17 protein-coding genes are annotated in these 19,089 nt (G+C 34.1%); 11 read left to right on the top strand and 6 right to left on the bottom strand.

The window, feature by feature from the left end:
* Positions 1-31: 31 nt before the first annotated feature.
* The 3 genes from GMA17_RS12870 to GMA17_RS12860 are packed head-to-tail and all read left to right on the top strand — an operon-like array spanning position 32 to position 3,686.
* A complete protein-coding gene (locus tag GMA17_RS12870; RefSeq protein ID WP_248396830.1) occupies positions 32-1,342 on the top strand; it encodes a UDP-glucose/GDP-mannose dehydrogenase family protein in 1,311 nt (436 codons plus the stop codon).
* Complete coding sequence (locus tag GMA17_RS12865) at positions 1,342-2,328, top strand: UDP-glucuronic acid decarboxylase family protein (protein ID WP_248396828.1); 987 nt, start codon at positions 1,342-1,344, stop codon at positions 2,326-2,328. The genes GMA17_RS12870 and GMA17_RS12865 overlap by 1 nt, the downstream gene beginning before the upstream one ends.
* Positions 2,328-3,686, top strand: coding sequence for an undecaprenyl-phosphate glucose phosphotransferase (locus GMA17_RS12860; RefSeq protein WP_248396826.1), 1,359 nt, complete (start codon positions 2,328-2,330; stop codon positions 3,684-3,686). Before GMA17_RS12865 ends, GMA17_RS12860 begins: the two co-directional genes overlap by 1 nt.
* Here the strand turns inward: GMA17_RS12860 and GMA17_RS12855 are convergent.
* From GMA17_RS12855 to GMA17_RS12845, 3 genes are read right to left on the bottom strand one after another with little or no spacing between them, the layout of a single operon-like run.
* Entirely contained in the window at positions 3,683-4,846 is a 1,164-nt protein-coding gene (locus GMA17_RS12855) for a glycosyltransferase family 4 protein (RefSeq protein WP_248396824.1), read from the bottom strand. The genes GMA17_RS12860 and GMA17_RS12855 overlap by 4 nt on opposite strands.
* Positions 4,846-5,940 (bottom strand): non-hydrolyzing UDP-N-acetylglucosamine 2-epimerase, encoded by a 1,095-nt coding sequence (wecB, locus tag GMA17_RS12850; protein ID WP_248396823.1) that lies wholly within the window; start codon positions 5,938-5,940, stop codon positions 4,846-4,848. The genes GMA17_RS12855 and wecB overlap by 1 nt, the downstream gene beginning before the upstream one ends.
* Positions 5,941-5,947: 7 nt before the next feature.
* Positions 5,948-7,258, bottom strand: coding sequence for a phenylacetate--CoA ligase family protein (locus GMA17_RS12845; protein WP_248396822.1), 1,311 nt, complete (start codon positions 7,256-7,258; stop codon positions 5,948-5,950).
* Between the two features lie 82 nt (positions 7,259-7,340).
* Here GMA17_RS12845 and purD point away from each other — a divergent pair, with 82 nt between their 5' ends.
* Positions 7,341-8,612, top strand: coding sequence for a phosphoribosylamine--glycine ligase (gene purD / locus GMA17_RS12840; RefSeq protein ID WP_248396821.1), 1,272 nt, complete (start codon positions 7,341-7,343; stop codon positions 8,610-8,612).
* Here the strand turns inward: purD and GMA17_RS12835 are convergent.
* Positions 8,607-8,834, bottom strand: a complete 228-nt coding sequence (locus GMA17_RS12835) for a uracil phosphoribosyltransferase (protein ID WP_248396820.1) — start codon at positions 8,832-8,834, stop codon at positions 8,607-8,609. The genes purD and GMA17_RS12835 overlap by 6 nt on opposite strands.
* 159 nt (positions 8,835-8,993) lie before the next feature.
* Here GMA17_RS12835 and GMA17_RS12830 point away from each other — a divergent pair, with 159 nt between their 5' ends.
* Positions 8,994-9,917 (top strand): DUF6427 family protein, encoded by a 924-nt coding sequence (locus GMA17_RS12830; RefSeq protein WP_248396819.1) that lies wholly within the window; start codon positions 8,994-8,996, stop codon positions 9,915-9,917.
* On the opposite strand, the gene upp is transcribed toward GMA17_RS12830, so the two are convergent.
* Positions 9,906-10,565: a uracil phosphoribosyltransferase gene (gene upp, locus GMA17_RS12825; RefSeq protein ID WP_248396816.1), complete on the bottom strand. Its 660-nt coding sequence runs from the start codon at positions 10,563-10,565 to the stop codon at positions 9,906-9,908. The two genes, GMA17_RS12830 and upp, sit on opposite strands and share 12 nt — an antisense overlap.
* A 72-nt stretch (positions 10,566-10,637) precedes the next feature.
* Between upp and GMA17_RS12820 the strand changes: the two genes are divergently transcribed.
* Positions 10,638-11,246 carry a DUF4254 domain-containing protein gene (locus GMA17_RS12820; RefSeq protein WP_248396814.1) on the top strand — a complete coding sequence of 203 codons (609 nt, stop codon included), beginning with the start codon at positions 10,638-10,640 and terminating at the stop codon, positions 11,244-11,246.
* 56 nt (positions 11,247-11,302) lie between these two features.
* Positions 11,303-12,322, top strand: a complete 1,020-nt coding sequence (locus GMA17_RS12815; RefSeq protein ID WP_248396812.1) for a glycosyltransferase family 9 protein — start codon at positions 11,303-11,305, stop codon at positions 12,320-12,322.
* A 148-nt stretch (positions 12,323-12,470) separates the two neighbouring features.
* Here GMA17_RS12815 and GMA17_RS12810 read toward each other — a convergent pair whose 3' ends face one another.
* Entirely contained in the window at positions 12,471-13,529 is a 1,059-nt protein-coding gene (locus GMA17_RS12810; protein WP_248396810.1) for a ferredoxin--NADP reductase, read from the bottom strand.
* A 256-nt stretch (positions 13,530-13,785) separates the two neighbouring features.
* On the opposite strand from GMA17_RS12810, the gene GMA17_RS12805 reads away from it, so the two are divergent.
* The 4 genes from GMA17_RS12805 to GMA17_RS12790 all read left to right on the top strand — a co-directional run bounded on the left by GMA17_RS12805 (position 13,786) and on the right by GMA17_RS12790 (position 19,088).
* Entirely contained in the window at positions 13,786-14,190 is a 405-nt protein-coding gene (locus GMA17_RS12805) for a DUF2059 domain-containing protein (protein ID WP_248396809.1), read from the top strand.
* A gap of 27 nt (positions 14,191-14,217) precedes the next feature.
* Positions 14,218-15,690 carry a DUF5687 family protein gene (locus GMA17_RS12800; protein ID WP_248396807.1) on the top strand — a complete coding sequence of 491 codons (1,473 nt, stop codon included), beginning with the start codon at positions 14,218-14,220 and terminating at the stop codon, positions 15,688-15,690.
* Between the two features lie 24 nt (positions 15,691-15,714).
* A complete protein-coding gene (locus GMA17_RS12795; protein WP_248396805.1) occupies positions 15,715-16,422 on the top strand; it encodes an ABC transporter ATP-binding protein in 708 nt (235 codons plus the stop codon).
* A 209-nt stretch (positions 16,423-16,631) separates the two neighbouring features.
* The gene (locus tag GMA17_RS12790) at positions 16,632-19,088 is read left to right on the top strand and encodes a hypothetical protein (RefSeq protein ID WP_248396803.1); all 2,457 of its coding nucleotides are present in this window, start codon (positions 16,632-16,634) and stop codon (positions 19,086-19,088) included.
* Position 19,089: the final 1 nt, after the last annotated feature.

Genomic DNA, 19,089 nt, shown 5'->3' with positions numbered 1-19,089 from the left:
TGTAAATTTGAAAATACTTAATAAATTTTAAATGAACATATCAGTAATAGGAACAGGCTACGTAGGTTTAGTTACCGGAACATGTCTGGCCGAAACAGGTAATAATGTCTTATGTATTGACATTGATGAAAGTAAAGTTAAAAAAATGCAAGCTGGTGTCGTGCCAATATACGAACCACTACTCGATACCCTTTTCGAAAGAAACATAAAAGCAGACCGTTTAAAATTCTCAACTTCATTGGAGGAAGGTCTAAACCATGGTGATATTATTTTCCTAGCATTACCAACACCTGAAGATGAAGATGGTTCGGCCGATTTGTCGTATGTGTTAGGTGCCGCCACAAACATTGGAAAATTATTAAAAAGCTACAAAGTTATTGTCGATAAAAGCACCGTTCCTGTTGGAACAGCCGAGCGTGTTACTAAAGCTATTGCAAATGAAACCACGGTAGATTTTGATGTGGTTTCTAATCCTGAATTTTTACGTGAAGGTTTTGCCGTAGAAGACTTTTTAAAGCCAGAACGTATTGTTATAGGTTCTAGTTCAGATAAAGCTACCAAACTTATGGAAAAACTCTATAAGCCTTTTGTACGCTCTGGAAACCCGATAATTATTATGGATGAAAAATCGGCGGAACTTACCAAATATGCCGCAAATTCATTTTTGGCCACCAAAATAACCTTTATGAATGAAATTGCTAACTTCTGTGAAAAAGTGGGTGCAGATGTTGATAAAGTGCGCATTGGTATGGGAACCGATTCTAGAATTGGTAAACGCTTCTTATTCCCAGGAATAGGCTATGGAGGCTCTTGCTTTCCAAAGGACGTGAAAGCACTTCATAAATCAGGGAAAGACCATAATTACACTTTCGATATTTTAAATGCTGTTATAAAGGTAAACGACTTACAAAAACGAATCCTATTACCACGTATTGATGCCTTTTTTAAAGGTGATTTGAAAGATAAAAAAATTGCCATTTGGGGCTTGGCTTTCAAACCTGAAACTGATGATATTCGGGAAGCACCAGCTTTGTATATAATTGAGGACCTGCTTGAAAGTGGCGCTTCAATAACGGCATTCGACCCAGAAGCTATGGAAAATGTAGAGCGTAAATTTGGTAATCAAATCACCTATGCTCCAGATATGTATTCAGCAATTCAAGATGCCGATGCCTTGATTATCTGTACAGAATGGAGTATCTTTAGAACACCAGATTTTAACAAACTGAAAGCAGAAATGAATATGCCGGTTATTTTTGATGGTAGAAACTTATATGATGTTCAGGATATTAAAAACGAAGGCTTTTATTACAGCTCAATAGGAAGAAAGACAATAGATTAATGAAAAAGGTATTAATAACAGGAGCAGCTGGTTTTCTAGGTTCTCATTTAAGTGATCGGTTTATAAAAGAAGGATTCCACGTCATTGGTATGGATAACTATATCACAGGCGATTCTAAAAACATCAAACACTTGATGGATAATCCGAATTTTGAATTTATTGAACATGATGTGACGGAATTTATTAAAATTGAAGGTGAACTCGATTACATTTTACATTTTGCATCACCTGCAAGTCCTATTGATTATTTAAAAATACCCATTCAAACATTAAAAGTAGGCTCTTTAGGCACACATAATTTACTAGGTCTTGCTAAAGCTAAAAAGGCTAGAATACTAATTGCGTCTACGTCTGAAGTTTATGGAGATCCATTGGTGCATCCACAAACCGAAGACTATTATGGTAATGTAAATACCATAGGTCCACGTGGTGTTTATGATGAAGCCAAACGTTTTCAAGAATCTATAACCATGGCATATCACAGATTTCACGGTATTGAAACACGTATTGTGCGTATCTTTAATACCTATGGACCACGAATGCGCCTAAATGATGGTCGTGTTATTCCGGCATTTATGGGTCAGGCTTTACGTGGAGAGGATTTAACGGTTTTTGGTGATGGTTCTCAAACGCGTTCTTTTTGTTATGTTGATGATCAAGTTGAAGGTATTTACAATTTGCTTTTTAGCGATTATTCATATCCTGTAAATATTGGTAACCCTCACGAAATTACCATAAAGGACTTTGCCGAAGAAATTATCAAATTAACAGGAACCAATCAGAAAATTATTTACAAAGAACTTCCTACGGATGATCCGTTGCAAAGACAACCAGATATTACACTAGCTAAAAATTTATTAAACTGGACGCCTAAAGTAGAAAGAGCAGAAGGCATGGAAAAAACGTTTAGCTATTTTAAGCAACTATCTGCCGAGGAGTTAAACAAAAGTGAACACAAGGATTTCTCTAAGCATATTAAAAATTAATGAGCCAAATACAACACGGTAGATACTCTATTTATATTAGGCCTATTTCTTATTTGATAGATTTAGGCATTATTAATGGGTTGGCTATTTTATATTTTTTCAATTTCCAACACCCTTTAATTTTTACAAGTGTAACAACCATAGCATGGCTGTTTATTTCCATTAATTCAAAGTTTTATGAGGTGTATCGTTATACACGAGAAATCACCATTTTGTCCCTAATTTTCAGACAAATGGTGCTTTTTGGATTATTTGTATTAGCCTATTCTGGATTCTACCACGACCTAAATATTCGTCCTAAAAATATTTTTAAATACGTAGGTTTTGCCTTTATTTTAATAACCGCATTTAAGTTTGCTTTTTATTATTTACTTCAAAAATACCGATCTTCCTTTGGCGGAAATTATAGAAGAACGGCCATTTTAGGAAAAAATAAACAAACCACGGCTTTAGAGAACTTTTTTAATTCTAACCCCGAATATGGTTATAAGCATAAAAGAACGTTTAATTTAAAAAATAAGGACACATTTGATTTGGATGCCTGTCTTCACTTTATTAAAAAGGAAGCAATTGAAGAGGTGTATTGTTCAATATCTGAACTTTCTAATTCACAAATGATGAAAGTGATTGATTTTGCAGATAATAATCTAATAATTCTGAAGTTTTTACCTGATAATAAAGATATTTATTCCAAGAAATTGAAATATGAATACTATGATTATATTCCCATTCTATCCTTAAGAAATATTCCTTTAGAAGAATCTGCTAATCAATTTATCAAACGACTTTTTGATATCGTGTTCTCGGCCTGCGTTATTGTGTTTATTTTATCGTGGTTAACACCTATTATTGCCATTTTAATTAAACTAGAATCTAAAGGTCCAGTGTTCTTTAAGCAATCCAGAAATGGCTTTAATTACAAGGAATTTGATTGTTATAAATTCCGATCCATGACACCCAATAAGGATGCCAATCTTTATCAAGCAACTAGAGATGACCAACGTGTAACCAAAACAGGTAAATTTATTAGAAAAACTAGTATTGACGAGTTACCACAGTTTTTTAATGTACTCTTTGGCGATATGTCTGTTGTTGGCCCTAGACCCCACATGGTAAGTCATACCAATATGTATGCAAAACGTATTGATAAGTTTATGGTACGTCATTTTGTGAAACCAGGTATAACCGGCTTAGCACAAATTAGTGGTTTCCGCGGTGAAGTTGAAACTGATAAAGATATTATTGGTCGCGTAAAATATGATATTTTTTATATTGAAAACTGGTCCTTACTTTTGGACCTAAAAATTATTATTAAAACGTTTATAAACGCTGTTCGAGGGGAAGAAAAAGCCTATTAAAGCACCGCTTTTAATTTTAATAACTGCTTGTTAAAATCAAAATTTTCTAGGGCTGCTTGTTGAATCTTTGTCCGATTTTTTAAGCTTAATTCATTTTTTCCTAAACTTTGAATGGTTTTGTTTAAATGGCTATAATTTCCAGCTTCAGCTATCCATCCCAATTGATGTTGTTGAATAATATCTTCACCTTCGCCACCTCCAAAATAAAGCATAGGAAGCCCTAATTTGGCGTATTCAAATATTTTGGAAGGAACAGAACCATAAATTCTATTAAGTAATGGAATAATGGTTATATCATAACATAATAAGGCATTATGTAATTCGCTTCGCGTAACTTCGCCATGATAAACTATTGGTAAATCTGGATTTTCAGATATAAACTGAACTATTTTTTCTTTTTCTGCACCTCCGCCATAAATATGAAATTCAATATTGCTATAATCCAACGATTCACATAGCTTATAGATTCCTTGAGCTATACCCAATAATCCGGCATAAACTATTGTGATTTTGTCAACTGAAATAGATGGTTCTTTTAATTCTGGAAGCTCAAAATCAGGGTAATTTCTGTATAGAAAGGTTGCTTTTTCTGGAAATAGAGATTTTACATGGACTAAAATCTCCTGGCTTTGGCCTAAAACTAAATCTGCTTTTTTGTAGTTAAAACGTTCAATTTTTTCCAGCATTTTATAACTGAAATTCTTTTTAAAAGCACCCAACTCTAAACCTGCAATTGGCCACAAATCACTGACATTTAAAACGAGCTTTCTTTTTTTTCGCTGCAAACATAGCATACAGGTAAAAGCAACCAACAATGGAGGTGATTGTACGATAACAGTTTCCGGAATTTTGTTCCAAATAAAAAACCAAATCAGACTTATACTGTACGATATCATGGTGAACAAGCGTAATAATTTGTTTTTAGAATTACTCGCATACAACCACAATCTGTGTATGGTAACATTTTTTTCTGTGGATGTTTGTTTGAATTTCCCACGATAATCATCAAAAACCCTACCTTTCGGATAATTAGGCAGCGGTGTAATTACAGATACCTTAAAATTTTGATTTTCTAATCCTGTTGCTAAATGAAAAATCCGGTTAGAAGCTGCGCCAGTTTCAGGTGGAAAATAACTAGTTATAATGAGAATTTTTTTCACTATAAATGATAAGTTTTTATTAATTGAGAAATAATCCTATCAGCAGCATGCCCGTCCCAAAGTGCTGGAACTTGGGCTTGCTTCCATGTACCTGAAAATAAAGTTTTAAAAGCATTTTCAATTTTAATTGGATCTTTTCCTACTAGTATATTTGTCCCAATTTCACATGTTTCAGGCCTTTCTGTATTTTCACGAAGTGTTACGCATGGCACATTCATAATAGTCGTTTCCTCACTAATACCACCGGAATCTGTTATAACACCAAAGGCATGTTTTACTAAAAAATTAAACTCCAAATACCCTAGAGGTTCGGTATAATACAAATTTTTATAACTCAAATTTAAACTCTGTAATAATTTTTTAGTTCTGGGATGAACAGGAAAAACAATTGGATAATCCTTACTTAACGAAGAAATTTGTTTTAAAATTGCCTCTATATTTTGGGCTTCATCCACATTGCTTGGTCTATGAAGCGTCATTACAAAGTAGTGCTTCTGTTTTAAACCCAATGATTTCCAAATTTCTGGTTGTTTAAAACGAGATTCATGTGTTTTAAGCGTATCTATCATAACATTTCCAACAAAGAAAACCTGATTGCTATCTACACCAAGTTTTATAAGGTTGTTGCTTGCTAATTTAGATGTTGTAAAAAAATAATCGGTTAAACTATCTGTGACAATTCGATTTATTTCTTCTGGCATTTTCATATCCCCAGAACGGATACCAGCTTCTACATGTGCCACTTTAATCCCCGATTTTTTTGCAACTAACGTACAAGCCATAGTTGAGGTTACATCACCTACCACTAAAACTAAATCCGAAGGGTTTTTCTGAAGTTCTTTTTCAAACCCTATCATAATAGCACCTGTCTGTTCCGCTTGGGTACCGCTTTTTACTTCTAAATTTACATCAGGATACGGTATGCCTAATTCCTCAAAAAAAGCGCCACTTAAACTGTTATCATAGTGCTGCCCCGTATGGACTAAACGAAAATTAAGGTCGTAACCTTCCCGTTTTTTTCGCTTCAACACATTTATTATTGGTGCTATCTTCATGAAATTTGGTCTGGCACCTGCTACTATGGTAATATTCATTGGACTCTTATTCTATTAGTGATGAAAACTGTTTCAATTTACCACTTTTTGAGCGTTCTAGCACCTCTTGACGCTCAAAGATAATGGTTAGGTTAGGTTCTAAATAACGGGTCATTTCATCACGGATTTGTTGCATTTTTTCTTCAGATAAGACCTTGACACCAACATACATAATTTTAAACGTATTTAGGTGTGTTTGCTGAATGATGAATTCCTTTACCAAACCGTCATCTTCTATAATACTTTTTGTGATGTAATAGAAAGTTAAACCAGCCGCTTTTTTGCCACTTGGCAAAACAGCCATATCATTCGTTCTTCCAATCAGCTTTTTAAGAATAGGTTTTTTTACCGAACTTTTCTCTGAAAGTATACCAATATCGCCAATATCATAACGTATAAACGGATGTGCTTGGTTGTATAAGGACGTAATTACAACGCGGCCTTCATCACCTAATGGAAGTACGTTATTAGCTTCATCTAAAATTTCAACATATAGCGTCTCACTATTAATTTGCCAGTCGTTTTCTAGGTTTTGAAATGCAATTAAATCCAATTCAGATGCACCATATTCGTTAATTACTGGAACGCCAAATTGTTTTTCCATACGTAATTTATCCGAATCAAAAAGCATTTCTGATGTTACTACACAGGCTTTTAATGTGGGACATATTGCTTTTAAAACAAGATTTTTTCGCTCTAAATATTTGGCAAATTGACCGATAGAACTGGTATAACCATTTAAATAAGCAAACGGTGTGGACTTAAACTTTCTAATATAACCTTCAAACGCTGAATCGCTTAAATCGAAAACGGAAAAGCGAAACCGACTGCTCAAAAAATCCTTAAAACGTTCTTTATAATAGCCTTTTTTGTCTAAAGGAATACCATAAAACCGGGCTTGTTTGGAGCTATTAAAATCTAATCCATACCAACCAAATCTATTTTTAATAACTGCCCAAGTTAAGGCATGGCACTCATAATCTTTAGCAAAAATAAACGGATCGCCAGAAGAACCGGATGTTTTATTGATATACACATTTTTAAGGTTATAACCAGCGGAAAGTCGGTCTTGCAGTGGTATCTGCAAATCGCGTTTTGTTATAACCGGAATGGAATTCCAATCTGTTACCTTGACATCGTTTACCAAGTTGCTATAAAATGAATTGTTTTGAATATGGTATGTAACAATTTCATTTTTTTTATTTTCAACATACGCTTCAAAGGCCTGGTCTGGTTGCGTTTGAATCCCTTTCAAAATCCGTTCCGCTTTCTTAATGGGAAAACCGTTAAATTGTAATGAAAGGTCGAATAAATTCAAAAGAAATTGGCTTAAGATGTTTTTGTAAAATAATTGTTTTTTAAGCGTAAAAGCAATTATTTTTGCAGCAAACAACAACAACATGAATATTTTAATATTAGGATCAGGTGGTCGAGAACATACATTTGCATGGAAATTAAAGCAAAGTCCATTATGTAAAGCACTTTATGTAGCACCTGGAAATTCGGGAACGGCTGCTATAGCTGAAAACGTAGCTATTGGTGTTACCGATTTTCAAGCTATAAAAACATTGGTTCTAGAAAAAAAGATTAACATGGTGGTTGTTGGTCCTGAAGATCCGTTAGTTCAAGGTATTCATGATTTCTTTATAAATGATGCTGATTTAAAGCGTGTTTCTGTAATTGGTCCCGAAAAAGCCGCGGCTGAATTAGAAGGCAGTAAGGAGTTTGCTAAAGAGTTTATGATGCGCCATAACATTCCAACGGCAGCTTATCAGAGTTTTAATGCACGTACTGTGGAAGCGGGTTATCAGTTTTTAGAAACTTTAAATCCACCTTACGTTTTAAAAGCAGATGGTTTGGCAGCTGGAAAAGGCGTGTTGATTTTAAATGATTTAAACGAAGCTAAAGCTGAATTGAAAAGTATGTTGGTTGATGCCAAATTTGGTGAAGCCAGCACTAAAGTGGTAATTGAAGAATTTTTAGATGGAATCGAGTTAAGTTGCTTTGTTTTAACCGACGGAAAAAACTATAAAATTCTACCAACGGCTAAAGATTACAAACGTATTGGTGAAGGGGATACAGGCTTAAATACAGGTGGAATGGGAGCCGTTTCACCAGTACCATTTGCAACACCCGAATTTTTAAATAAAATAGAAGAGCAAGTCGTTAAACCAACCATTAGTGGACTTCAAAAAGATAATTTGCCGTATAAAGGGTTTGTTTTCATTGGATTAATAAAGGTAGGAAATGAGCCGAAAGTTATTGAATATAACGTTCGTATGGGAGATCCTGAAACGGAAGTCGTTTTGCCACGTTTAAAGAATGATTTGGCTGAAATTTTTCAAGCCATTGCAAATCAAACACTAGATACTATTAACATTGAAATTGATGAACGTGCTGCTACCACAGTCATGTTAGTCTCTGGTGGATATCCAGAAGCTTATGAAAAAGGCAAGGAAATTTTGGGATTAGATAAATTGGTAGATGTATTACCTTTTCATGCCGGTGCAAGCTTAAAGGATGATAAAGTAGTCACCTCTGGAGGTCGTGTTATAGCAATAACAAGCTATGGGAATACCTACAGTGAGGCACTAAAAAAATCTTATCAAAATATAGACAAACTACATTTTGATAAGATGTATTATAGAAAAGATATTGGATTCGATTTATAAATAACTGTGAGATGTAATGCTTTTGTTTTCCTCACCGTTATCGTTGAATTTTTTAAGTTGTAGCATCCAGTAAACAAAAGCTACCGTACCAACAATCATTAAAATCCAGTTTATGGCATTTGCAGCAAACCAGCTTTCAAGTTCTAATGCTCTTAAGGCATCAAATGGTGCAAATAAAACATTTACAAATAAGTCTTCAATGGCGTAAAAAAAATCGGTCATAATATAAATTTTAAGGCTTTTAAAGCACGTGTAATATAGTAATCATTATGTAATGATACAAAATTACACCTTTTTCAAATTAAATTTCAATAATTTGAAGAGAATATTAGTAATTTACCACAATCAATAAATCTGTAGAAGTGATTTTCTCCTAGCTGTATGATTTCAAAATTCTTTAGAAAAGCGAAACCTATTCATTTTGTTATTATGAGTATGGTATTGTTTATCGGTTTTTTACTGGCTAAATTCAGGGTGCACCCTGAATTTAATACGGTGTTTGTCCTGAAGCAACTCGCTCTATTTGGTGTTTGTGTACTATCGCTTTTTATATTCGATTTTTTTACCAGTAAGAATAGATTATCCAAAAAGAATAGTTACAATCTCTTATTTTATGGACTGTTTATGGTATTAATGTTCCAGACATTTTTAAATACCAAGTTAGTAATTGCCAATCTGTTTATATTGTTAGCACTGCGACGCATTGTGAGTTTGCGCTCTAAAAAAGATAATAAGAAAAAAATTCTGGATGCTACCATCTGGATCTCATTAGCAACCCTGCTCTTTTTTTGGAGCTCGTTATTTTTTATCGTGCTGTTTGCGGCGCTTTTTTTATATGGGATTACAGATGTTAAGAATTGGATCATTCCATTTATTGGTGTGCTTTTAGTCGCTATACTTACCTATGCCATATTAATAGTATTTAATATCGATTTTTGGGCGTATGTAGATCGGTTTGAAAGAGGGAAAAATTTCGATTTCAGTATGTTGAATAATCGTCAAATTATTATTGCGGCAACCATATACTTCTCTTATTTTATTTGGTCTTTATTTTATTATTTAAGGACAATTAAAAACCAATCTAAAAGCTATAGACCGTCATATTTGCTCATACTTTTTACGGCTTTTATAGCGCTAGTAATTATTATTATTTCACCAGAAAAATCGGGAGCAGAGTTTATTTTCTTAATAGCTCCTTTGGCACTTATTGTTACTAATTATATTGAATTAGTTCCTGAAAAATGGTTTCGCGAGGTCTTAATATGGCTTTTAATAGTGGGGCTCCTTGCCAGTTTAGTGCTGTAGTTTTTCGCCAAAGGCTAAATCGCCAGCATCACCTAATCCTGGCATAATATAGCCTTTATCAGTTAGTTTTTCATCTACGGTGGCAATCCATAAATGTGCGTCTGCGTCAAAATGTTTAGACACATAATCTAAACCCTCTTGAGCACCAATAACACTCACCAAATGCACGGCCTTAGGTTTCCCAAAGGGCTTTAAAGCTTCAAAGGTTGCTACCATGGATTGACCCGTTGCTAACATGGGGTCTGCCAAAATAAGTGTTTTACCTTCTAAACTAGGGCATGCCAAATACTCGACAATAATTTCAAAACTTTCAGGTTTACTTTTATGATGTCTGTAAGCCGAAATAAAAGCATTTTCAGCTTTATCAAAGTAATTTAATAAACCGTTATGCAGCGGAACACCTGCTCGTAAAATGGAACATAATACAATGTTATCAGTAGATATAAATTCGGCGGCAGTACCTAAAGGTGTTTGAATGTTGACAGATTTATAATTTAAAGATTTACTTAATTCATAGCCTAAAATTTCACCAGTACGTTCAATATTACGTCTAAACCGCATGGGATCTTTTTGAATGTCAATATCACGCATTTCTGAAATAAAGGAATTTAAAATAGAATTTTCAAGCGAAATATTATGGATATGCATCGTGTTTTGGATTTGTTTTGAACTGTAAAGTTAATAAATAGGTTTATATTTGTGTTTCAAAATTTTTATATTATGTTTTCAGAAAAAGCCAATAAAATATTCCAAGACGTTATTGAAACCTATCATGTTGTTAATACGGTAGATCAACCTTTTAGTAATCCGTATGATAAAGATTCGCAGACTTTAGAACATTTATTATATAGAAAAAGCTGGATAGATACTGTGCAATGGCATTATGAAGATATTATTCGCGATCCACAAATTGATCCCGTGGCTGCCTTGAAATTGAAACGTCAAATTGATGCTTCTAATCAGGATAGAACGGATATGGTAGAGTATATTGACAGCTATTTCCTTGAAAAGTATAAAAATGTAACACCAAAAGATGATGCAACAATTAACACAGAAAGTCCAGCTTGGGGTGTTGATAGATTGTCCATTTTAGCGCTTAAAGTGTACCATATGCACGAAGAAGCAACACGTACGGATGCTACTGATGCGCATTTGGCTGCTTGCCAAACCAAACTAAATGTATTATTGGAACAACGTGTAGACCTGTCTACAGCGATAGACACCTTGTTAGCAGATATTGAAAAAGGCGATAAATACATGAAAGTATACAAGCAAATGAAGATGTATAATGATGATGAACTGAATCCGGTGTTGCGTTCTCAAAAATAAACATCTAAATTTAGTTTGTCACCTTGAGCGCAGTCGAAAGGTTAATGGTTTTATAAATGTCCAAACCCAAACACATACTCGTTATCCGACTTTCCGCCATGGGCGATGTTGCTATGACGGTTCCTGTGCTACGTGCGTTTACCCAACAATATCCCAGTGTTAAAATTACCGTTTTAACACGTGCATTTTTTGCGCCATTGTTCCGCGATTTAAAAAACGTAACCGTGTTTCCTGCAGATGTAAAAAACAAACATAAAGGCCTCGTGGGTTTGTATAAATTGTCTCGTGAATTAAAAAAAGAAAACTGCGATGCCATTGCCGATTTACACAAGGTGCTACGAACTAAAGTGTTAAAACCATTGCTTGGTGTGCCGAAAGTAGCCACTGTTGATAAAGGCCGAAAAGCCAAAAAGGAACTTACCCAAGGCAAAATTTTTGAACCATTAAAAACCACACATCAACGTTATGCAGATGTGTTTGAAACATTAGGTTTCCCTCTAGATTTAAGTAAACCAAATTACCCAATTCCAGAAGCTTTAAACCCTAATGTTTCAAGAATAATAGGTAGTACCAATAAGAAACGCATTGGTATTGCACCTTTTGCGGCTCATGAAGGTAAAAAATATCCATTGGAACTTATGGAGCAGGTTATTAAAGAATTGTCTAAAGACTATCAGGTTTTATTATTTGGAGGCGGAAAAAAAGAAGTTCAAGTGTTGAATTATTTGGAGTCTGAAGCAGATGGTATTATTAACATGGCGGGAAAATTATCATTTAATGAAGAGTTGGATGTTATTTCCAATTTAGACGTCATGCTTTCTATGGATTCTGGAAATGCGCATTTAGCAGCTATGCTTGGCGTAAACGTGGTGACCATTTGGGGAGTTACGCATCCGTTTGCTGGGTTTGCACCTTTTAATCAACCAGCTGATTATGCCTTGGTAGCGGATAGAAAACTATACCCAAAAATTCCAACATCAATTTATGGCAACAAATATCCAGACGATTATAAGGATGCTGCTGGAAGTGTTCCGGTTGAAAGGGTTGTTGAAAAGGTGAGGACTGTTTTAAGGTAGTTTATTATAATTGTTTCAAATGAAAGCTACTTTATTTTACAGAGTTACACATTGACACTCGAAGTTCTGAATAGAAATTTTTATTCAATTTATAAACCTCTAAACTCTCTCTTTGGGAGAAAAGTCCGAAGGAGAGCGTAAGCTTTATCTAAATATCATCATAATCCACCTTCAAAGTCGGCGTGGTAGGATGTGCTTGACAGGTTAAAATTAAGCCTTCGGCAACTTCACTATCAGTTAAAATATTATTTTGACGCATGGTTGCTTCACCTTCGGTAATTCGCGCTAAACAACTACTACAAATACCACCTTGACAGGAATATGGTGCATCTAAATCTTCATCTAAAGCGGCTTCTAAAACGGTTTGCTTCTGGCTCATTTCAAACGTTGTTTCTTCATCATCAACAACAACCGTAATTTGCGTTTTTCCTTCTGGTATAACACCTAAAGCACTATCTTCCGTAGGTTTTGCTGCTTTAAATAATTCAAAATGAATGCGTTCTTTTGGAATGTCATGTTCGGCTAGAACATCTTTTACAGCATGAATCATGGCTTCAGGTCCACATAAATAAAAGGCATCCACCTCAATACTTTTATGTTTGTTTTTCATGACATAATTCACGGTACTTTTTTCAATACGACCAAAAATGGCGTCGGCTTCATCGGCTTGGCTAAACACAAACTGTATGGTAAAACGGTCTTTATGCGTATGTTGTAATTCCAACAATTCGTTTAAAAACATGGTGTTTTGCGTGGTTTTATTGCCATAAACCAAAATAACTTGACTGTGAACTTCTTCTTCCAGCGCACATTTTATAATGCTCAAAACGGGTGTAATTCCGCTACCTGCTGCAAACAAGGCTATGTTTTTTGTTTTCTTATCATTGGGCTCAAAAACAAAACGACCTTTTGGTGGTGCTACTTCTAATTGGTCGCCAACTTTTAAATCATTATTAGCATAAGCGGAAAAGGTTCCGTCTTTAACTTCTTTCACGGCCACTTTTAATTCGCCACTTTTTGGTGAGGAACACAAGGAGTAATCACGACGGACTTCCTGACCATTCAAGTTTGTTTTCAATGTAATATATTGACCAGCTTGAAATTGGTAAACCGACTTCAAGTGGTCAGGAACCTGAAAACTAACGGTAACCGATTTGTCTGTTTCTCTATGAAGTTCTTTAACGGAAAGTGTATGAAAGTGTGACATATTTTGATTTTTTACAAAAATAGTGAAGCCTTTGATTTTTAACTTATAATTGCTGAAATTTATTTAAAAATTTGATGCTTTCAGTTTTTAACCCGTATTATATTCAATTTCTTCGGCAGGAATTATAATTTAACCTACATAACCGCTATTATTTTACCAAAAAATGCTACTTTTCATCTTCAAGAAACCTATCCAGAATATGCCATGTAACAAATTGTATTTTTTTGCTACTTATAATTAATCAATACCAATTTTTATGAAAACACTATTTTCAGTACTTGCCTTATTTTTAACCCTTTCTATTTCGGCTCAAGAGCCATCCGAATTTAAACAACAAACCATAGAATTTATTGGACTAACAGGAGCCACTGGTGCTTTTCATGATGCCATTGCTCAAATAGGAGCTATGGTTCCAGAAGCAAACAAAGCAGCCTTTACAAAGGAAGCAAATGGCACACTTGATAAGTTGTATAGCCAATTAGCCGACATATACATGGAAGAATTTACCAAAGATGAAATTGAAGAATTAGTAGCTTTCTATAAAACCGATTTAGGTAAAAAACTAGCATCTAAACAAAGTGTACTTACTCAAAAAGGGATGATGTTAGGTCAGAGTTGGGGAATGGAAGTCGGACAGATTGCACAAAAGCACACCAATTAAAAATCACGTTTCAACAAACTAATAAAAATGATTAAACAATTTTTAAGCCTCGAATGGAAACAGTTTAAAAGGGCATCCTATTTTCAAAAAGGACTTGTTATAAAAATATTCCTCATTTTAGGAGCATTATACTTTGGCGGAATTGCTTTATTTATGGGAGTTGGCATGTTTTTTATTGCTAAAAAAGCCATTCCAGAAATAGATCCGATTGTAACAATTAATAATTTTTTAATTTATTGGTTTTTATTTGAACTACTCATACGCTATTTTTTGCAGCAATTGCCCGTTCTGAATGTAAAGCCCTTAATGACTATTCCTATTAAAAGAGATACAGTAATTCACTATTTATTAGGTAAAACCACGCTCTCATTTTTTAACTTCTTATCGCTGTTTTTGTTTTTACCGTTTAGCATTGTTTTATTAGTAAAAGGCTATCCGGTAATAAATGTGTTGTGCTGGTTTTTATCTATTATATTCTTAACATTATCCATAAATTTTTTAAACTTTTTAGTTAATAAAAGTAATACCGTATTTTACATTGCTGCACCTTTATTATTAGGATTAGTTGCTTTGGAGTTTTATGGTATTTATGCGGCATCAGAACCAATAGGTATTGCATTTAATACTCTGTATAATCAACCGTATTTAGCTATTATTCCTTTAGCATTATTAGTCCTTTTATATAAATTGAACTTTAAATATGTTAAAAAAGGATTTTATTTAGACGATGCTGTTTCTAAAAAAGTTAAAGTGGTGGAAGCAACAGATTTATCGTGGTTTGATAGATTTGGTAGCATTGCTCCATTTTTAAAGAATGATATTAAATTAATTTGGCGAAATGCCCGACCAAAACAAACTATGATGATGTCTTTCATGTTTTTGTTTTATGGCCTTATTTTTTACACACAAGACATGTATAGAGAAATGCCGGCTATTTTAGCATTTGCCTCGATGTTTATTACAGGTGGTTTTCTAATGACTTTCGGTCAACTCGTACCGTCATGGGATAGCGAGTATTACAAAATGCTGATGAGTCAGAATATTCCGTATCGTCAATACCTAGAATCCAAATGGTATTTAATGGTGGTAGCCGTAGCTATTTCCTTTGTTTTAAGTACACCATATATTTATTTTGGCTGGGATATTTTCGGGATGATAGCCGCTGGTGCTTTGTTTAATATTGGATTAAATTCTTTTCTAACGCTTTTTGGCGGCGCTCTAAATAGAATGCCTGTAGAGCTCAACACAAAAGCAAAAGCGTTTAGTAATACCAACGGATTTAATCCAACGCAAATGTTGATTGCTTTACCTAAATTTTTACTGCCAATGGGCTTATTTTATATCCCTTATAAATTAGTAAATTTTGAAACTGGCATATTAGTTTTAGCCTTGAGTGGCGTGGTAGGAATTGTTTTCAAAAACTTCTTTTTACGAAAAATTGAAAACGTTTACCAAGATGGAAAATATAAAACTATTGCTGCGTTTAGTGAAAAAAAATAATCAAACATTTAATTATAATTACCCATGATAATTACATCAAATCTTTCAAAAAAATATAATGATATTCAGGTTCTACACATAGATTCCTTGGAAATTCCAAAAGGTCAAAGTTTTGGTTTAGTAGGGAATAATGGTGCTGGAAAAACCACCTATTTTAGTTTGCTACTGGATTTAATTCAACCCACAACAGGCTATATTAAAAACAATAATGTATTAGTTAATGAAAGCGAAGATTGGAAACCCTTTACATCCGCCTTTATTGATGAAACATTTTTAATAGGTTATTTAACAGCGGAAGAATATTTCTATTTTATTGGCGAGTTACGCGGTCAGAATAAATCGGATGTGGATGCATTAGTATCGCAATTTGAAGATTTTTTCCACGGCGAAATATTAAATCAGAAAAAATATTTACGCGATTTGAGTAAAGGAAATCAGAAAAAAGCCGGCATTGTTGCTGCTTTAATTGGAAATCCAGAAGTTATTATTTTAGATGAACCGTTTGCTAATTTAGATCCAACAACGCAAATTCGTTTAAAGGGAATTATTAAAGATTTAGCCGAAACCAAAGGCGTTACCGTATTAATTTCTAGTCACGATCTATTGCACGTTACTGATGTATGCGAACGCATAGTGGTACTAGAAAAAGGCGAAGTTGTAAAGGATTTAAAAACCAGTGCAGCTACTTTAAAAGAATTAGAAGCGCACTTTGCTGGAACAGAAACTATTTAAAAGTCTGCTCTTTTTTTATAATTATTCAAAAAGATGCTTATTTTTACGGCAATACATAATATATATAGCTGTTTTTAGTTATGTATAATTAAACACAATCAACGTTGAAGACCACTTTCAGAATCATCCTATTTCTATTTAGTATTACGTTAGTACTTACTAGTTGTTCACGCAAGAAAGATTCTTTTGTGAGTAGGAACATGCATGCCATGTCTACAAAATACAACATCCTTTACAACGGATATTTAGCATTAGAAAGTGGCCAAAAAGGGGTAAACGATTCCTATGATGATAATTTTTGGGAAATTCTACCTATAGAACGCATGCAGATTTCGGAAGAAATTATGCTCCCTGGTCAAAGTAAAAATCAAGATTTTGAACGTGCTGAAGAAAAAGCAATTAAAGCCGTTCAGAAACATGGAATGAATATTGGCGGAAAAGAAAAAAATCCGCAAATTGATGAAGCCTATTTACTGTTGGGGAAAGCGCGTTATTTTGATCAACGTTTTATACCAGCATTAGAAGCTTTTAACTACATTCTTTATAAATATCCGGCGAGTGATAAAATTAATCAAGCCAGAATATGGCGTGAAAAAACAAACATTCGTTTAGAAAATGAAGAATTGGCTATTACCAATTTAAAGCGTTTAATGTATCAAGTGGAATTGGAAGGTCAGGATTTAGCAGACGCCACTGCCATGTTGGCCCAAGCCTATATTAATACAAAATCTTTAGATAGTGCTGTTTGGCAAATAGATATTGCTGCACAACATACCAAAAACAATGATGAACGCGGCCGCTACAGATTCATTCAGGCCCAACTATACAATAGACTTAATAAAACCGATAGCGCAAATATTGCTTTTGATCGGGTTATAGAACTGAATAGAAAAACGCCAAGACCTTACCGCATTGCGGCTTATGTTGGGAAAGCACGTAATTTCGATTTTACAGAAGGTGATAAACAAGCTTTAATTGAACTACTATATGAGCTAGAGGATGATCGTGAAAACCGGCCTTTTTTAAGTAAAATTTATTATCAGATTGGTGAATATCATTTAAAAAATGGTTCTGATTCCTTGGCAGTTGAGTTTTATAACAAGTCATTACGCACCAATCCAACAGATAAAATATTGGTTTCTAAAGACTATGAAAATCTAGGTGATATCTTTTTCGATTATACCGAATATAAAATTGCCGGTGCTTATTATGATAGCACCATGCTAAACATGAAAATGAATAGCAAGCCATACCGAATCATCAAACGTAAACGCGATAATTTAGAAGATGTTATTTATTATGAAGATGTTGCTATTGCCAACGATAGCATCCTTGGTTTAGTTGCCATGTCCGCAGACGAAAGAACGGCTTATTTTGAAACCTACACCCAAGAATTAAAATTGAAGGCGGAAGCCGAAAAAGCACTTGAGGAAGAGCGGGAACGTAATCAAGGCTTAATCCAGGTAAATACTAATAATAGCTTTGCCGCAGGAAGTTCAATGGTAAAAAAAGCGGGTGGACCAGCAGCAGGCGGTCCAGTTGAATTTTATTTCTATAACCCAACAACCGTCTCCTATGGTAAAAATGAATTTAGAAAAAATTGGGGAGATCGTGAATTAAAAGATAATTGGCGTTGGTCTAGTATCAACAAATCCAAAACCAATGAAGTTTTTAATGATTTAATTGAAAATGAAGTTGAAAATGAATTATTCAATCCAGAATTTTATTTAACGCAAATACCAACGGATAAAAAAGCAATTGATAGTATTACCAAAGAGCGCAACCGTGCATACTACCAATTAGGACTAATTTATAAAGAGAAATTTAAGGAAAACGGTTTGTCTAAAGATAAATTCCAAACGCTTTTAAGCTTTAATCCAGATGAAAAATTAGTAGTTCCTGCTAAATATAATTTGTATAAAATTTATATGTTGGAAGGTCAGAATGGTGAAGCTGAAATTGCTAAAAACGATATTATTGCTAATTATCCAGAGTCGCGATATGCTACCATTTTAAAAAATCCAGATTCGGCTTTGGCAAAAGATGATAGCAGCCCAGAAAGTGTTTATGAAAATCTGTATACAGCTTTAGAAAACCACCAATATCAAGCGGTTATTAATGAAGCAGATCGCTATATTTCTATATTTGAAGGGGAAGCTTTAGTACCTAAATTCGAGCTCTTAAAGGCACGGGCTACAGGTCGTTTATATGGATATGAAGCCTATAGTAAAGCTATGACTTTTGTAGCTTACAATTATGCCAATACGGAAGAAGGTGCTCAAGCACAAGACATTGTTGATAATTTGTTGCCAAAAATAAGCAGTACTGATTTTGTTGAAAATCCAGATGAAACCAATTACAAAGTTGTGTATTATTTCAATGCGGCAAACGAAAAGGCAATTTCTGAATTTGTAACCAAACTTAAAAAAGAAACAGATCAAGTTAATGTTTTTGATTTATCCGTTTCGGTTGATGTCTATAACCCTGAAACCACCTTTGTTATCATTCATGGTTTAACAAGCAAGGAAGGCGCTTTAGGGTATGCAGCATCATTAGAAGAAAAGAAAAAAGACAAAATACGACACCAACATTTTGCTATTTCGTCAACGAACTATGCAACCCTACAAATCCATAAAAATATGGATGCATATTTAGCAGTCAATTAAA

Origin of the sequence: Bizionia sp. M204 (assembly GCF_023205095.1) — a bacterium.
In the GTDB taxonomy this organism is placed as follows: Bacteria; Bacteroidota; Bacteroidia; order Flavobacteriales; family Flavobacteriaceae; genus Algorimicrobium; species Algorimicrobium hallyeonense.
Note: the sequence above shows the minus strand (reverse complement) of the source record. Positions and strands in the feature narration are given on the sequence as shown.

What these genes read in the sequence shown, in the direction of transcription:
- GMA17_RS12800 (WP_248396807.1), top strand. Translation starts at nt 14,218, where the DNA reads ATGATTAAACAATTTTTAAGCCTCGAATGGAAACAGTTTAAAAGGGCA.
- GMA17_RS12870 (WP_248396830.1), top strand. Translation starts at nt 32, where the DNA reads ATGAACATATCAGTAATAGGAACAGGCTACGTAGGTTTAGTTACCGGA.
- GMA17_RS12795 (WP_248396805.1), top strand. Translation starts at nt 15,715, where the DNA reads ATGATAATTACATCAAATCTTTCAAAAAAATATAATGATATTCAGGTT.
- GMA17_RS12860 (WP_248396826.1), top strand. Translation starts at nt 2,328, where the DNA reads ATGAGCCAAATACAACACGGTAGATACTCTATTTATATTAGGCCTATT.
- GMA17_RS12820 (WP_248396814.1), top strand. Translation starts at nt 10,638, where the DNA reads ATGTTTTCAGAAAAAGCCAATAAAATATTCCAAGACGTTATTGAAACC.
- wecB (WP_248396823.1), bottom strand. Translation starts at nt 5,940, where the DNA reads ATGAATATTACCATAGTAGCAGGTGCCAGACCAAATTTCATGAAGATA.
- GMA17_RS12835 (WP_248396820.1), bottom strand. Translation starts at nt 8,834, where the DNA reads ATGACCGATTTTTTTTACGCCATTGAAGACTTATTTGTAAATGTTTTA.
- GMA17_RS12815 (WP_248396812.1), top strand. Translation starts at nt 11,303, where the DNA reads ATGTCCAAACCCAAACACATACTCGTTATCCGACTTTCCGCCATGGGC.
- GMA17_RS12810 (WP_248396810.1), bottom strand. Translation starts at nt 13,529, where the DNA reads ATGTCACACTTTCATACACTTTCCGTTAAAGAACTTCATAGAGAAACA.
- GMA17_RS12830 (WP_248396819.1), top strand. Translation starts at nt 8,994, where the DNA reads ATGATTTCAAAATTCTTTAGAAAAGCGAAACCTATTCATTTTGTTATT.
- purD (WP_248396821.1), top strand. Translation starts at nt 7,341, where the DNA reads ATGAATATTTTAATATTAGGATCAGGTGGTCGAGAACATACATTTGCA.
- GMA17_RS12805 (WP_248396809.1), top strand. Translation starts at nt 13,786, where the DNA reads ATGAAAACACTATTTTCAGTACTTGCCTTATTTTTAACCCTTTCTATT.
- GMA17_RS12790 (WP_248396803.1), top strand. Translation starts at nt 16,632, where the DNA reads ATGTCTACAAAATACAACATCCTTTACAACGGATATTTAGCATTAGAA.
- GMA17_RS12865 (WP_248396828.1), top strand. Translation starts at nt 1,342, where the DNA reads ATGAAAAAGGTATTAATAACAGGAGCAGCTGGTTTTCTAGGTTCTCAT.
- upp (WP_248396816.1), bottom strand. Translation starts at nt 10,565, where the DNA reads ATGCATATCCATAATATTTCGCTTGAAAATTCTATTTTAAATTCCTTT.